General features: G+C 40.2%; 13 protein-coding genes. 10 read left to right on the top strand and 3 right to left on the bottom strand.

Annotated features, from left to right (window positions below; translation table 11 throughout):
* Positions 1-26: 26 nt before the first annotated feature.
* Positions 27-1358, top strand: coding sequence for a hemolysin family protein (locus tag MHB41_RS04735; RefSeq protein ID WP_034282244.1), 1332 nt, complete (start codon positions 27-29; stop codon positions 1356-1358).
* Positions 1359-1397: 39 nt separating this feature from the next.
* Here MHB41_RS04735 and MHB41_RS04730 read toward each other — a convergent pair whose 3' ends face one another.
* A complete protein-coding gene (locus tag MHB41_RS04730) occupies positions 1398-2000 on the bottom strand; it encodes a 1-acyl-sn-glycerol-3-phosphate acyltransferase (protein ID WP_024425286.1) in 603 nt (200 codons plus the stop codon).
* Between the two features lie 370 nt (positions 2001-2370).
* On the opposite strand from MHB41_RS04730, the gene MHB41_RS04725 reads away from it, so the two are divergent.
* Genes MHB41_RS04725 through MHB41_RS04715 form a run of 3 tightly spaced genes read left to right on the top strand, consistent with a single transcriptional unit; the run spans position 2371 to position 4191 of the window.
* Positions 2371-2862, top strand: a complete 492-nt coding sequence (locus MHB41_RS04725) for a sigma-70 family RNA polymerase sigma factor (RefSeq protein ID WP_024425287.1) — start codon at positions 2371-2373, stop codon at positions 2860-2862.
* Entirely contained in the window at positions 2855-3913 is a 1059-nt protein-coding gene (locus MHB41_RS04720) for an anti-sigma factor (protein WP_070325651.1), read from the top strand. Before MHB41_RS04725 ends, MHB41_RS04720 begins: the two co-directional genes overlap by 8 nt.
* Entirely contained in the window at positions 3901-4191 is a 291-nt protein-coding gene (locus MHB41_RS04715; RefSeq protein ID WP_024425288.1) for a hypothetical protein, read from the top strand. The genes MHB41_RS04720 and MHB41_RS04715 overlap by 13 nt, the downstream gene beginning before the upstream one ends.
* A gap of 64 nt (positions 4192-4255) precedes the next feature.
* Here MHB41_RS04715 and MHB41_RS04710 read toward each other — a convergent pair whose 3' ends face one another.
* Both MHB41_RS04710 and MHB41_RS04705 read right to left on the bottom strand, forming a co-directional pair.
* Complete coding sequence (locus MHB41_RS04710; protein ID WP_098676770.1) at positions 4256-5656, bottom strand: amino acid permease; 1401 nt, start codon at positions 5654-5656, stop codon at positions 4256-4258.
* A gap of 452 nt (positions 5657-6108) precedes the next feature.
* Positions 6109-6939, bottom strand: coding sequence for a C40 family peptidase (locus MHB41_RS04705; protein WP_041116968.1), 831 nt, complete (start codon positions 6937-6939; stop codon positions 6109-6111).
* A 353-nt stretch (positions 6940-7292) separates the two neighbouring features.
* On the opposite strand from MHB41_RS04705, the gene MHB41_RS04700 reads away from it, so the two are divergent.
* From MHB41_RS04700 to MHB41_RS04675, 6 genes are all read left to right on the top strand, one after another.
* Entirely contained in the window at positions 7293-8654 is a 1362-nt protein-coding gene (locus MHB41_RS04700) for an alkaline phosphatase (RefSeq protein ID WP_061109610.1), read from the top strand.
* Between the two features lie 180 nt (positions 8655-8834).
* Complete coding sequence (gene kdgD / locus MHB41_RS04695) at positions 8835-9761, top strand: 5-dehydro-4-deoxyglucarate dehydratase (protein ID WP_046310385.1); 927 nt, start codon at positions 8835-8837, stop codon at positions 9759-9761.
* A gap of 21 nt (positions 9762-9782) precedes the next feature.
* Complete coding sequence (gucD, locus tag MHB41_RS04690; RefSeq protein ID WP_267542783.1) at positions 9783-11249, top strand: alpha-ketoglutaric semialdehyde dehydrogenase GucD; 1467 nt, start codon at positions 9783-9785, stop codon at positions 11247-11249.
* 65 nt (positions 11250-11314) lie between these two features.
* A complete protein-coding gene (locus MHB41_RS04685) occupies positions 11315-12691 on the top strand; it encodes an MFS transporter (protein ID WP_046310382.1) in 1377 nt (458 codons plus the stop codon).
* Positions 12692-12718: 27 nt separating this feature from the next.
* Positions 12719-14083, top strand: coding sequence for an enolase C-terminal domain-like protein (locus tag MHB41_RS04680; protein ID WP_061109608.1), 1365 nt, complete (start codon positions 12719-12721; stop codon positions 14081-14083).
* Positions 14084-14154: 71 nt separating this feature from the next.
* Positions 14155-14859, top strand: a complete 705-nt coding sequence (locus MHB41_RS04675; protein WP_034282256.1) for a FadR/GntR family transcriptional regulator — start codon at positions 14155-14157, stop codon at positions 14857-14859.
* The last annotated feature ends 8 nt before the right edge of the window (positions 14860-14867 follow it).

Raw genomic sequence — 14867 nt, 5'->3', positions numbered from 1 at the left:
TCTCAAAGTCAGAACGAAGGCCTTAATTGGACATAGTTAATTTACTCATAGTCGCTTTACTTATAGCTTTAACCGCGTTTTTCGTTGCATCAGAGTTTGCGATCATTCGCTTAAGAAGCTCAAGAATTGATCAGTTAATCGCAGAAGGTAATAAAACAGCAGTTGCTGTCAAGCATGTAACGACTCATCTTGATGAGTACCTATCAGCCTGTCAGCTTGGTATTACCATTACCGCCCTTGGTATTGGTTGGTTAGGGGAAGAAACAATCGCGCATATGCTTGCGCCGCTCTTTGCAGAGCTGTCCATTCCTCAATCAGCTAGTTCTATTGTCACTTTTATTATTGCGTTTAGTATCATGACGTTTTTACACGTTGTCGTTGGAGAACTTGCACCGAAAACACTCGCCATTCAAAAGGCTGAGCAAGTATCCCTTCTTTTTGCTAGACCACTGATGATCTTTTATAAAGTGATGTTCCCGTTTATTTGGGTATTAAATGGATCTGCTCGTTTGTTAACGAAAGCGTTCGGTCTTCAGCAAGTATCTGAGCATGACATGGCGCACTCTGAGGAAGAATTGCGGATTATTTTATCAGAGAGCTATAAGAGCGGCGAGATTAACCAGTCTGAATTCAAATATGTAAATAAAATTTTCGAATTTGATGACCGTCTGGCGAAAGAAATTATGATTCCTCGTACCGAAGTTGTCAGCTTCCCATATGATATTACCATTGAGGAAATGCTGAAGGTAACAAAGGTAGAGAAATATACACGTTATCCAATTGAAGATGGCGACAAAGATAACATTATCGGTGTTCTTAACATTAAAGAGGTTCTCACTGCCTGCATTAGCGGTGAGTGCTCTACAAGCGATACGATCGAAAAGTTTGTAAATCCGATTATTCATGTGATTGAAACGGTTCCTGTTCATGATTTACTGCTCAAAATGCAGCGTGAACGTGTACACATGGCCATTTTATCAGATGAATATGGCGGTACAGCAGGTCTTGTCACTGTTGAAGACATCCTTGAAGAAATCGTTGGTGAAATTCGTGATGAGTTCGACATTGATGAAATCAACGAAGTGCGTAAACTTGGAGAAGACCATTACATCTTTGATGGCAAGGTTCTTGTTGATCAAGTCAACCTGCTATTAGGTATACAGCTTGATAATGAAGAGGTCGACACAATCGGCGGCTGGTTCCTTACTCAGAAATATGAAGTAGAGAAAAATGACGCCATTCGTGAACAAGGCTATGAATTTATTATTAATGAAGTCGATGGACACCATGTGGCATACATCGAAGTAAAAAAGTTAAATGAACAATTATTAGAAGCAGCTGAAGAAGGCGCTTCTTAAGAAAAAAACGACCCTTGCCTAAGCAAGCGGTCGTTTTTCTTATGCCTTTTCCATTAATTGAGCTTCTAGCTCTTTGATTCTTGTGTTTAATACTTCTGTCATGGCACCTAATCTTTCTTTTGGCGGCAGATGGTCAAATTCAGACAGCTCAATCGGTTCACCGATGATTAAGCGCATTTTTCCTTTTTTGAAAAGGCTTTTCGCATTTGAAGGTCCTTTGTATGCGGCTGGAACAATTGGCGCTTTACCGAGCTGCGCAATGGTAACCGCTCCTCTTTTTAAAGGAACATCCTCTGTAGTACGTGTGCCGCTTGGAAAAATCCCAACGATCTTTCCCTCTTTTAATAATTTAATGGGCGTTTTAATACTGCTTGGCCCAGGATTCTCTCGATCAACTGGAAACGCATGAATCTTTTTTAAAAATCCACCGATCCATTTATTTGCAAACAATTCTTTTTTCGCCATGTAGTGGATCTCAAACGGAAGAATTCCTGCGCCTAATGCAAGAACATCCACAAAACCCTCATGTGTACAAGCAATGACAAAACCCCGATCAGTTGGCAGATTCTCTTTTTGATATACTTTGATTCCACCTCGGAGACCAAATAATAATTTGACGGTATAGCCTGAAAATTTATACATAGTGCACTTCCTTTGTTTGAAGAATGAAGGATTTGTCTCTATTATAACAAATTTTTTATTACCTGGTACTAAAAATTTGTACGCAGTCCAATCCTCCCTATTTTTTTCGTTTAAAATGGACGTTCTGACTGTATTCAAGCACAAGGTTTTAGGGGAGAATAGAATAGGAATTGTGTCCAATTTTGTCGTTTTTCGATGTTTTTTCCTGATTTGTTCTATTGAAAATACTTTATAAATGATGCAAATTTCGCTATGATAAGGAGAAATGATTTTGATTCGGCGAAAGAAATGAGTAATGTACGGTAATGAGAAGTTTCGTGCAACTTTATGCCTTTCTTATGCGTGTATAACATAGAGGGGAGAAAAATCAGTGACGATCGATGAAATTTATCAAATGTATATGAACGATGTTTACAGGTTTCTGCTCTCCATGACAAAAGACAAACATTTGGCAGAAGACTTATTGCAGGAAACCTTTATGCGTGCGTATATACATATTCATTCCTACGACCATAGCAAAGTGAAACCTTGGTTATTTCAGGTGGCACGAAATGCTTTTATTGATTATGTCAGGAAACATAAAAAAGAAGTGACCATATCGGATGACCTCATTGGCGGTCTTTTACAAACGTCTGTACAAAGCCCTGCTGAACAGGTTGAAATAAAGGAAGTTCTCACCATGTATTTGGAGCAGCTTCCAGATAACTACAAGGAAGCGTTGACATTGTATTATTTAAAAGAGCTAAATTACAAGGAAGCATCCAAGGTCATGAATATTACTGAAGCAAATTTTAAAAGTGTTTTATTTCGTGCAAGGCAGCGCCTAAAAGCACTTTACAACAGAGGTGTTAATGATGAATGAAGAGTTTAACAAGCGATGGGAACAATATAATAATGGTGAGATGAATGAGGAAGAAATGATAGCGTTTGAAGAAGAACTTGAAGAAAACGAAAAACGCTTAAGCCAGGAACTGAACGACTCAGATTGGACAGATTTTTCCATCAGTCCTGAGAAGCAAAAAGCCATTTTACAATACGGAAAAAGAAAGTCATATTTACGTATTTCCGTACTTGCTGTCATATCGACACTCATTATTTTACCGCTTTGTACATTAGGAAGTTATTTATACTACGGCGTTGGCGGCGCCGAGAGCAAAGGCAATCATTTCATGGAAACAGCAGCTGTCACCGTCGCTTTAACCAAACCAAACGTGGCCATTGATATGAAGGATTTAAAAGGTCAGGTCAAACTTTTTGGGATGAACACCGAATTGAAGCTGCAAAAGCAAATTGGCAATAAAACAGAAGCTATTGGCAGTGAACAAATCGAGATGTTTTTCGATAAATTAAAGCAGCCTACCATCTCTTATTATGGTGACAGCGCACGCGAAACGGAGGATTTCTTTACCCATCCTTCGGCGCAGGCAGATGCCTCAAAAAAACAAACACTCACTACGTTAGACAAGCTTCCTGAAGGAACAGTAAGTGAAGTGTATGTATCCTATGACAGAGCTTACACACCAAAGGATGTTTATTCCTTTGCTAAAAAATACGATATGAAAGTGCTGTGGAATGCGATTAAAACAGAGGATTCATTAAGTGGAAATCAGCGGCCAATCGGCTTTCCTGGGAAGGACTCTGAATTTTTAAAAGAGCTTCAGCACACATCAAAAACTGAGGTAGATCAATTCAAAGATGCCCTTGCTTATGTTAATCAGCACCCGACATGGGCAACAACGATCTCTGGCAGACCTGATCTTGACCTGTCTAATCGTATACGCTATATCGATCAAAATGGCGTCACGGTTTATGGCTCTGTGGTCACTGGGCCTTCAAAAGAGATTGAGAAATTTGTAAAGACAAAACGCATTAAAACGGCAAAAGTGAGCGAGGTGGAATTATGGAATTGGTAAGAATTTTTAAAGAGCATAATGTATTTGGCTGGATTTCTGTCGGCACAGCGATATTATCCCTGCTCATGCTAAACCTCGCCATTATCAGCAACGTGACATTTTATTCTTTTCAAATGCTTCCTTTTGCAATGGCCGCAGTTCCATTTGGCATTATTGAACTGTTCATTAAAAAAGGCCGTACGGGTCCAGGTTTCCTCGGTGTCGTACTGAATATCTTTGTCATTGTTTGTGTCTATGCCATCGTATCAATCGATGTCGATCTTCAATTAGGTTTTTAATCAGCACTCAAAAGCAAAAGCCCGTGTTACTTGACTAATGCCAAGCATCACGGGCTTTTTTCATTTATTGTTTATTCAATTCTGAATGCTTTCTTGAATATAAGAAATACACAACCAGCCCAATGGCAAGCCAGATTAAGAAACGTACAAAGGTGATTGCACCAAGCTTATAAATGAGCAATCCGCAAGATAGAATAGCTAAGATCGGAATAAGCGGAACTGCTGGGCATCTGAAAGCTCTTGGTAAGTCCGGCTGCGTTTTTCTCATCACAATGACCGCCACTGAAATCAAAATGAATGCTGAAAGTGTCCCGATGTTCACTAAACTTGCCAGCTCATCAAGTGGAATAAATCCACCCATTAATGCTGACAATGTACCGAAGAACAATGTATTGATGTAAGGAGTTTTATGCTTTGGATGAACTTTTGATAATACCTTTGGCACCAAGCCATCACGAGACATAGCAAACATCACGCGTGTCTGGCCGTACAGCATGACAAGCATCACGGTTGTCATCCCTAGAATCGCTCCGACATCCACAATACCAGCCACCCAGTTTTGTCCGGCTACTTGTAAAACGAGAGACACTGGATGTGATACTCCTTCAAAATTCATAAAAGGAACGATGCCCGTCATAATCGCACTGACAACGACATAAAGCAGCGTACAAATCAATAAAGAAGTAATAATTCCTCTAGGCAGGTTGCGTGATGGATTTTTTGTCTCCTCTGCCGCAGAAGCAACTGCATCAAACCCGATAAATGCAAAGAATACTAGGGCTGCTGCACTTAAGACCCCTGATGTCCCAAATGGAACGAATGGTGTCCAGTTTTCAGGTTTTACATATTTCACAGCGACTAAAATAAAGAGCAGAATCACAGCAATTTTCATAATAACCATGATGTTATTTACTCGTTTTGATTCTTTAATACCAAAGTACAGCAGGAAGGTGATGACCATTAAAATAATAAATGCTGGAAGATTAAAATATGTCACGTGCCCCTTTAAACCACCTGGTGCTGCTGTTAACTCAACTGGTATATGAACCCCTATCCCATTTAAAAAAGACACAAAATAGCCTGACCAGCCCGCTGAAACGGCACTAGCAGCCAGCATATATTCTAATATTAAATCCCAGCCAATGATGAATGCTAGAAATTCCCCCATTGATGCGTACGTAAATGTATACACAGACCCTGACACAGGCACTGTGGAAGCAAATTCCGCATATGACAGTGCTGCAAACAAACAAGCAAGACCTGCGATGACAAATGATAGCACAAGTCCTGGCCCCGCAGTGACGGCTCCTGTACCTGTTAGAACAAATATCCCTGTCCCGATAATGGCTCCAATGCCCAGCATGGTTAAATCAAATGAACCCAATTCCTTTTTTAATGCTTTTTCCCCTTGTGTTGCCGCAATGAGCTCTGAAATGCTCTTTTTTCTAAACAACGAATTGCTCATACCATCACTCCCAAAACTTAGTATCAGTCTAAAGACGCCACATTCATATAATTCACAATATTTTCTGAATATTTAGATTAAATTTAGCGCAATAAATTGGTGGCGTAAAATTATTATATATGAAAATTAAAAAATGAAAACACTTTTTTAAAAAATAGAGTGAAAATTCTTATATATCAACGAAAATATTGTCAATAAAACGGTTAGATTTTCTTCAATCCTTATTCAATTGATAGTTTGTCTCCCTCTATTTATGATACAACATGGAAGATTATATTTTTTTCATATACTTATTATTCAACAAAAATAAGACCCTTTTTTTAAAAGCGGGGTCACAATTATGTTATTTTAAAGCCTTTAGACCGATAGTGATCTATGAGAAAAAGACCAGTTCTGCGGCACAAATGATATATGAAAAAAGAGACTGCTTCATAGCAGTCTCTTAAAATGAATTAGTTTACAAATGTTTTCGCTCCAAGATAAATAGGCTTCCAATAGCTTGATGTCATATCACTGATCGTTACACCGTCAGAAGCAGCATGGATAAACTTATTGTTCCCAAGGTAGACACCCATGTGAGATGGACCCGATTTATACGTTGTAAAGAAGACAAAATCTCCAGCCTTTGGTTTGGATACACTTTTCATCGATCCCCAGAAACCTTCAGTTGTTTGTCTTGAAATCTTTTTTTGTTTGTTAATGATATACCACATAAATCCGCTGCAATCAAAGCCCTTCGGTGTCGTTCCACCCCATCTATATGGAGTACCGTTTTGCGCTTTAGCATCTGCTATGAGCTTAGACGTGTTTAAGGAAGAAGTAGAGACTGTTTTTTCTTTCACAGGTTTCGCCTTTACTTTAGACGTCTTTTTCACCTTTAGCTTTTGCCCGATTTTAATGAGGTCTGTTTTAAGTTTATTTAACGATTTCAACTCTTTCACAGTCATCCCGTATTTTTTGCCGATCTTAGATAATGTATCACCTTTGACAACTTTATGAGTGGCAGTTGCTGAAGCCGTTTTTACTTTTGTTGTTGTTTTTGATGTCTTCACTGCTTTTTTCGAAGAAGTGCCATTCACTTTTAAGGTTTGTCCAACATAAATCACGTTAGATTTCAGCTTATTGTCTGATTTAATTTTGCTCACGCTTGTTTTGTATCTTTTCGCTAGAACAGAAAGAGAGTCACCTTTTTGAACTTTTACTGATTGTGCTGAGGCAGCGCCGGCAAATAATGTCGTCCCAAGTAGAACTGCACTTGCAGCTGTGATCAATTGTTTTTTCATTTGTTCCTCCTGTATGTATCTATCTGATCCGAATTTTTATCTACTCCCTATTATAAGGATCAAATACCAGAAGAAATAGTCTTGACTTCCTACGACATTTTGCTTATTAATTCGGCAAAATTTATTTTTTTTTAGGGTTCTTTTTATTTCATTTTTATTACACAATCATGACAAAATAATCGCATCTTGTCATGGATAAATGATACATTCATTTCTCTTTTTGGTTCATTCTATGTAAAGTGGACCTTTACAATTTTAAAGTGAACTTTACGGTGCTGTAAAGAGGAATCCACACTTCTGCTCTACCATTGTAAACGTAAGAGCGATACATAAACAATGAGGAGGCAAAATGAATGAGTGTGTTGAAAAGCTCGAAAACGAAAATTGCTGCAGTGGCAGCAGCATCTGTGCTATCGATTGGCATTTTTTCAGGGATTGAATTTGGACAAGCTGACAAAGCTGAGGCTAAAAAGAAGCCGAAAAATGACGTGCAAAATGTGATCGTGCTGATTGGAGATGGCATGGGAACACCTTATCTTTCAACTTACCGCTCATTTAAACACAACGGTGACCTTTCAAAGCAAACAGCGTTTGACCCTTACCTCACTGGCATGCATAAAACATACCCTGACGACTCTAAAAGTAACATTACCGATTCAGCAGCAGCTGGTACAGCCATGGCCACTGGTAAAAAGACATACAACAATGCCATTGGTGTAAACAAAAACGGCAAAAAACTAAAAACCGTTTTAGAAGAAGCCAAACGAAAGGGAAAATCGACGGGTCTTGTCGTGACATCTGAATTAACAAATGCTACGCCTGCTGCGTATGCCGCTCACGATGTGTCTAGGAAAAACACTGCAGCCATCGCTGATGACTTCTTCGATGAGAAAATCGGAAAACAGCATACAGTCGATGTCATGCTTGGCGGAGGACTTGTCGATTTTGTCCGAAAGGATCGTGATCTGACGAAGGAATTCAGACAAGCCGGTTATGATTATGTCACCAATAAAGCCGCCTTACAAAAAAACAAAAATGAAAAAGTGTTAGGCATTTTTGCTGATGGAGGTCTCGATAAAGCCATTGATCGTGATCAAACGACCCCTTCCCTGCAAGATATGACATCCTCAGCTATCAAACAGCTGTCTAAAAACAAAAAAGGATTTTTCCTTATGGTCGAAGGCAGTCAAATTGACTGGGCTGGACATGATCATGATATTGTCAGTGCAATGAGCGAAATGAAGGATTTTGAAAAAGCATTTGAAGAAGCGATTCGTTTTGCGAAAAAGGATAAAAACACGTTAGTCATCACGACCGCAGATCATTCAACTGGCGGACTTTCCTTCGGAGCAGACGGTTCAGGCAGCTGGGATTACAAACCGGTAAAAGCAGCGAAAAAAACGCCTGACTTTATCGCAAACAAAATTGTCAGCGGCATGACTGTCGAGTCAGCGCTGAAACAATATATCAATCTTGATTTCACAAAAGAAGAAACAGCATCTATTCAAAAGGCCGCTGAAACAAAAGATACTGTTAAAATTGATGATGCGATTGAAGAAGTGATCAATACAAGATCACATACAGGCTGGACAACTTCTGGTCATACCGGTGATGAAGTTCCATTCTTTGCGTATGGCCCAACAAGCCAGCAGCTAAAAGGTCTGATGGAAAATACAGATCAAGCAAAACATATCTTTAAATTACTTCATCAATAAAACGAAGAACATTGTAAGAGCAGGTGTAGAAAATGCCTGCTCTTTTTATTGTTCAATCTTCCAGTTGAAATTTCTGAAAATAAAGATATTGACAAATTGTTTATTTGTCTTACAATTAAATAAAAGAGTTTTTGGTAGCGCTTACCTTTCTTTTTAACAAATTACAGGAGGTTTTTAGCAATGATTCAAGGTAGAAGAGCACCAGAAGGCATATTAGGTTTTCCTATCGCTCCTTTTCAAGCAAATGGTCAGCTTTCTGAGGAAGCACTATTTCAAAACATTCAATTCTTACTAGACGAAGGGCTCGATGCCATTTTTATTGCATGTGGGTCGGGAGAATTTCAGTCTATTAGTCAAAAAGAATACGAGCAAATGATTGATGTGGCACTTGCAGCTGCCGGTGGTCAAGTTCCTGTTTATTCAGGAGTTGGCGGAAATTTAAATACCGCACTGGAGTGGGCGAAAATTTCCGAGGAAAAAGGCGTTGACGGTTACTTATTACTCCCTCCTTATTTAATTCATGGTGAACAAGAAGGACTATATGAATACGCCAAAACCATTATAGAAAGTACAAACCTAAATGCCATCTTATATCAACGAGATAATGCTGTTCTTTCTGTGCAGCAAATCAAACGGCTCACTTCTTTTGAACAGCTTGTTGGTGTAAAAGATGGGGTCGGTGATATGGATTTAAACGTGAATCTTTCCTATACAATAGGCAGCAGGCTCAGCTATATAAATGGATTGCCTATGGCAGAGGTCACAATGCCGGCTTACTTACCGATTGGTTTTCATTCCTATTCCTCCGCAATTTCTAATTATATCCCGCACATCTCAAGAATGTTTTATCACGCACTAAAAACGGGTGATCAAGAAACGGTCAAGGACATTTACACAACTGTTATTCTACCGATTAACCGGATTCGCCAACAGAGAAAGGGCTATGCCGTCTCACTCATTAAAGCCGGCATGAACATCATGGGACATTCTGTCCGCAATTCAGCAAGACCGCCTGTTGTTCCTGTAGAAAAAGAACACTATCAAGAACTAGAGAACATTTTACAGCACGCAATGGAACGCTTCCCGAAAAAAGCGGCTGTGAATTAACGAAAGAAAGGAGCTCATATTATGTCCACTTCAGTGAAACAAAAAACGTACTTCAATTATATCAATGGTGAATGGGTAAAGGCTTCCACAGGAGAAGTGATCCCCATTCAAAATCCTGCCGACAAAGAGGAGGCTGCTGGATATGTGCAGCGCTCAAGTCTCGAAGATGTAAACGGAGCCATCACTGCAGCTCATGAAGCAAAGACGATGTGGCGAGATTTATCAGGTGCAGAACGAGGACAATATCTTTATAAAGCAGCTGATTTGCTGGAAGAACGTCTCGATGACATTGCCATTACTGCTGTAAAAGAAATGGGTAAAACTCTGCCTGAGGCAAAAGGAGAAGCGGCACGCGGTGTAGCCATTCTCCGCTACTATGCCGGCGAAGGAATGCGCAAAGAAGGCGATGTCATTCCTTCTACTGACCGAGAGGCACTCATGTTCACTAAAAGGGTTCCATTAGGTGTTGTAGGCATCATCTCTCCTTGGAATTTCCCTATTGCGATCCCTATTTGGAAAATGGCTCCTGCACTCATTTATGGGAACACGGTCGTCATTAAACCTGCGACAGAAACTGCCGTTACTTGCGCAAAAATCATGGCCTGCTTTGCAGATGCCCACCTTCCAAAAGGAGTAGTCAATATGGTCACAGGATCGGGAGCTGTCGTAGGTCAAGGAATGATTGAACATCCAAATATCCAAGGAATTACATTTACTGGATCAAATGCAACGGGTAAAGCCATCGGTCAAAAAGCCTTTGATCGCGGGATTAAGTATCAGCTTGAAATGGGAGGAAAAAACCCCGTTATCGTAGCCAATGATGCGGATCTTGATCTTGCGGTAGAAGCAGCCATTACAGGAGCCTTCCGGTCAACTGGACAAAAATGTACAGCAACGAGCCGAGTCATTGTCCAAGAAGACATCTATGATGCCTTTAAAGAAAAACTCGTTCAAAAAACGCAAGAGATCACTATTGGGGACAGTTTAAAAAAAGACGTATGGATGGGTCCGATCGCAAGCAAACAGCAGCTTGATCAATGCCTTTCCTATATTGAAACTGGAAAAAAAGAAGGTGCCACCCTCCTTTTTGGCGGGGAACCATTAACAGATGGTGATTATCAGAATGGTTATTTTATTGAGCCTGCTATTTTCGAACATGTCACCTCAGACATGACCATCGCTCAAGAAGAAATATTTGGTCCTGTCATTGCTTTAATCAAAGTGCAAGATATCAATGAAGCATTTCACATTGCCAATGATGTGGTTTTTGGCTTAAGCGCTTCTATTTTCACACAAAATATCGGTCGTATGCTGTCCTTTATTCAGAATATCCAAGCTGGGCTCATTAGAATTAATGCAGAAAGTGCTGGTGTAGAGTTACAGGCACCATTTGGTGGAATGAAACAATCAAGCTCTCATTCTCGTGAACAAGGAGAAGCGGCAAAGGAATTCTTTACAGCCATTCAAACCGTTTTCATTAAATCGTAAAATTGAAGCATTTGAGAGGGCATCTGCCCTCCTCAATTCTCTATTTTAGAAAAGGAGAAGAAATGATGATAAATAACCTCTTCCATGCTTCACAAACTGATAAAAAAACGTCTGTCCGCTGGTTTATCGTCTTCATGCTGTTTCTTGTCACTTCTGTCAATTATGCAGATCGTGCTACCCTTTCTATTGCTGGAGATTCTGTTCAACATGACCTTGGTCTTAGCTCTGTATCAATGGGTTATGTCTTTTCTGCTTTTGGCTGGGCATATGTCATTGGCCAATTGCCTGGCGGTTATTTATTGGATAAATTCGGTTCTAAAATGGTGATTGCCTGCAGTATTTTCTTTTGGTCTTTGTTTACATTGTTTCAAGGTGCCATAGGTTTTTTTACAGCGGGTACTGCGATTATTCTCCTTTTTACCCTGCGATTTTTAGTAGGGCTGGCGGAAGCTCCTTCCTTTCCAGGCAATAGCCGTGTAGTGGCTGCATGGTTTCCTAGTTCTGAACGTGGAACAGCTTCTGCTTTCTTTAATTCAGCTCAGTATTTTGCGCTTGTCATTTTCTCTCCAATTATGGGCTGGCTTACACATTCTTTAGGATGGCATTCTGTTTTTGTTGTTATGGGAATCCTCGGTATTTTGCTGTCTTTTCTTTGGATAAAAACCGTCTATAATCCAAAACAACACCCGAAAATTAACGCAGCAGAGCTCGATTACATATCAAAAGGCGGGGCTTTGACCTCAATGGACGATGAAAAGAGCCAGCAAAACAAAGAATCCAAATGGCCATACGTGAAACAATTACTTTCAAATCGGATGTTAATTGGGGTTTATATTGCTCAATATTGCATTACCACCCTCACTTATTTTTTCTTGACGTGGTTTCCTGTGTATCTTGTTCAAGCAAAAGGAATGTCCATTCTCGAAGCAGGTTTTGTTGCTTCCCTGCCAGCTCTCTGCGGTTTTTTAGGCGGAATCCTTGGCGGCTTGTTATCCGATTTTTTATTAAAAAGCGGGAAATCGCTTACTTTCGCACGAAAGACACCCATTATTATCGGCATGCTTCTTTCATGCAGTATGATCATCTGCAACTATACAGAATCTTCATGGATTGTTGTTGCGATTATGTCGCTTGCTTTCTTTGGAAAAGGATTCGGTGCACTTGGCTGGGCCGTTGTATCAGATACCTCCCCAAAGGAATGTGCCGGGTTAAGCGGCGGTTTATTTAATACCTTTGGCAACATTGCATCCATTACAACACCCATTATCATTGGATATATTGTCAATGCGACAGGCTCTTTCAGTGGTGCGCTCGTCTTTGTCGGCAGTAATGCCGTTATTGCAATCTTAAGTTATTTATTCCTTGTGGGTCCCATTAAACGTGTGAAGTTAAAAGAACCCCCTTCAACACCTCCGGCCCAAGTCCCATCCAGCTCTATTTGAAAGCGCTTTATATAAAGGAGGATTTATATGAATCAATACTTAAAAGAAGTCAAAAAGGAACGAGCAAACAATCTCCCTTACATTACTGACATGAAGGTGATTCCTGTTGCCGGCTATGACAGTATGCTTTTGAATCTAAGCGGAGCGCATGGACCTTTTTTCACAAGAAATGTTGTCATACTAACAGACAGCAGCGGCCGTCAAGGAGTCGGAGAAGTTCCCGGCGGTGAAAACATTCGACAAACACTTGAAAAAGCCGCCAGACTTGTCCTCCAAAAACCAATTGGGCAATATCATGCCATCCTGCAATCGGTGCAGCAAACATATCAAGACCTCGATAGAAGCGGGAGAGGCAATCAAACCTTTGACTTACGGACAACAATACATGCTGTTACAGCGATAGAAGCGGCTCTCTTGGATTTATTAGGTCAATTTTTAGAAGAACCGGTTGCCTCTTTATTAGGAACAGGTCAACAAAGACAGGTCGTTGACATGCTTGGGTATTTATTTTACATAGGGGATCAAATGAAAACCCCTCTCCCCTATTTGAAAGAAGATCATTCATCTTGCAGCTGGTTCCGGCTAAGGCGTCAAAAAGCACTAACACCGATGGACATTGTCCGTTTGGCTGAAGCGGCTTATGAACGCTATGGATTTCAGGATTTCAAGTTAAAAGGCGGTGTCTTTTCCGGGGAAGCAGAGATGGAAGCTGTAGAATCTCTTTCAAAACGTTTTCCAAATGCGCGCATCACACTTGATCCTAATGGAGCGTGGTCTCTTGATGAAGCCATTCAGCTTTGCAAAGGAAAACAACATGTGCTTGCATATGCAGAGGATCCATGTGGAGCAGAAGACGGATTCTCGTCAAGAGAAATTATGGCCGAATTCAAACGAGCTACCGGCATTCAAGTGGCTACAAATATGATCGCAACTGATTTCCGTCAATTGTCACACGCCATCCAATTACATGCAGTTGATATTCCACTGGCGGACCCGCACTTTTGGACAATGGAAGGTTCAGTTAGAGTCGCTCAAACGTGTCATGATAACGGCTTGACTTGGGGATCGCACTCAAACAACCATTTTGATATTTCCCTGGCCATGTTTACACACGTTGCCGCTGCTGCACCAGGTCATATAACAGCGATTGATACCCACTGGATATGGCAAGATGGCCAGCATTTAACCAAGAACCCACTTTCAATCAAAGAAGGTCGTGTCAAAGTGCCACAAGAACCCGGGCTGGGTATTCAAATTGATCTAGAAAAGATAGAGGAAGCCAACCGTTTATATAAACAAATGAAGCTTGGTGCAAGAAATGATGCCATTCAGATGCAATATCTCATGAATGGCTGGACATTCGACCCGAAAAAACCGTGTTTGATTCGGTAGTTTGACTGTAAATGATTGTATTCCCCTTCATTTTGTCTTACAATTGAACAACTGAAGGGAGAGAATGACTCGTGAATGAAAGTATGGATGAACTTAAATTTGAAACAGTGAATCGAAAAACATTAGCAAAACAAGTCATAGAACGTATCGTTCATTTATTGTCTAGCGGACAATTAAAAGCTGGTGACAAACTGCCAACAGAAATGGAACTCATGGATATTTTATCGGTAAGCCGCCCTGTGTTGCGCGAAGCTTTAAGTTCTCTTGAAACATTAGGCGTTATCACTAGAAAAACACGAGGCGGTACATATTTTAATGATAAAATTAGCAATCAGCCATTTTCAGTTATGCTCGCACTGGCTCAAGATAATTTACCAGCCATTCTAGAAGCTCGTATGGTACTAGAACTAGGCCTTGTCACCGTTGCTGCTGAGAAAATTAGTGATGAAGAATTAAAAAAATTAGAAAGAACCATTGAAATGATTGAGGAAAGTACAGATAACAACTATGGTGAAGCCGATAAAGAATTCCACCGGATTATTGCCTTAAGTGCAAACAATCCAGTTGTTGAAGGCATGATTCAGGCGCTTTTAGTATCACACGCCAAGATTGACAGCCAAATTCCTTATCGAGAAAAAAACGTGACCGTTAATTATCATCAGAAAATTTATGAAGCGCTTCAGCTTAGAGACCCATATCAAGCACACTTCCATATGCATGAACATTTGAAGTTTGTACGTGATAAGATTTTAAAAGGATTAAATCAAACGCCATGATACGGAAG

It is taken from the genome of Bacillus sp. FSL H7-0578, from assembly GCF_038630855.1.
Taxonomy (GTDB): domain Bacteria; phylum Bacillota; class Bacilli; order Bacillales; family Bacillaceae; genus Bacillus; species Bacillus safensis.
This window is presented reverse-complemented; position numbering and strand designations above follow the sequence as displayed.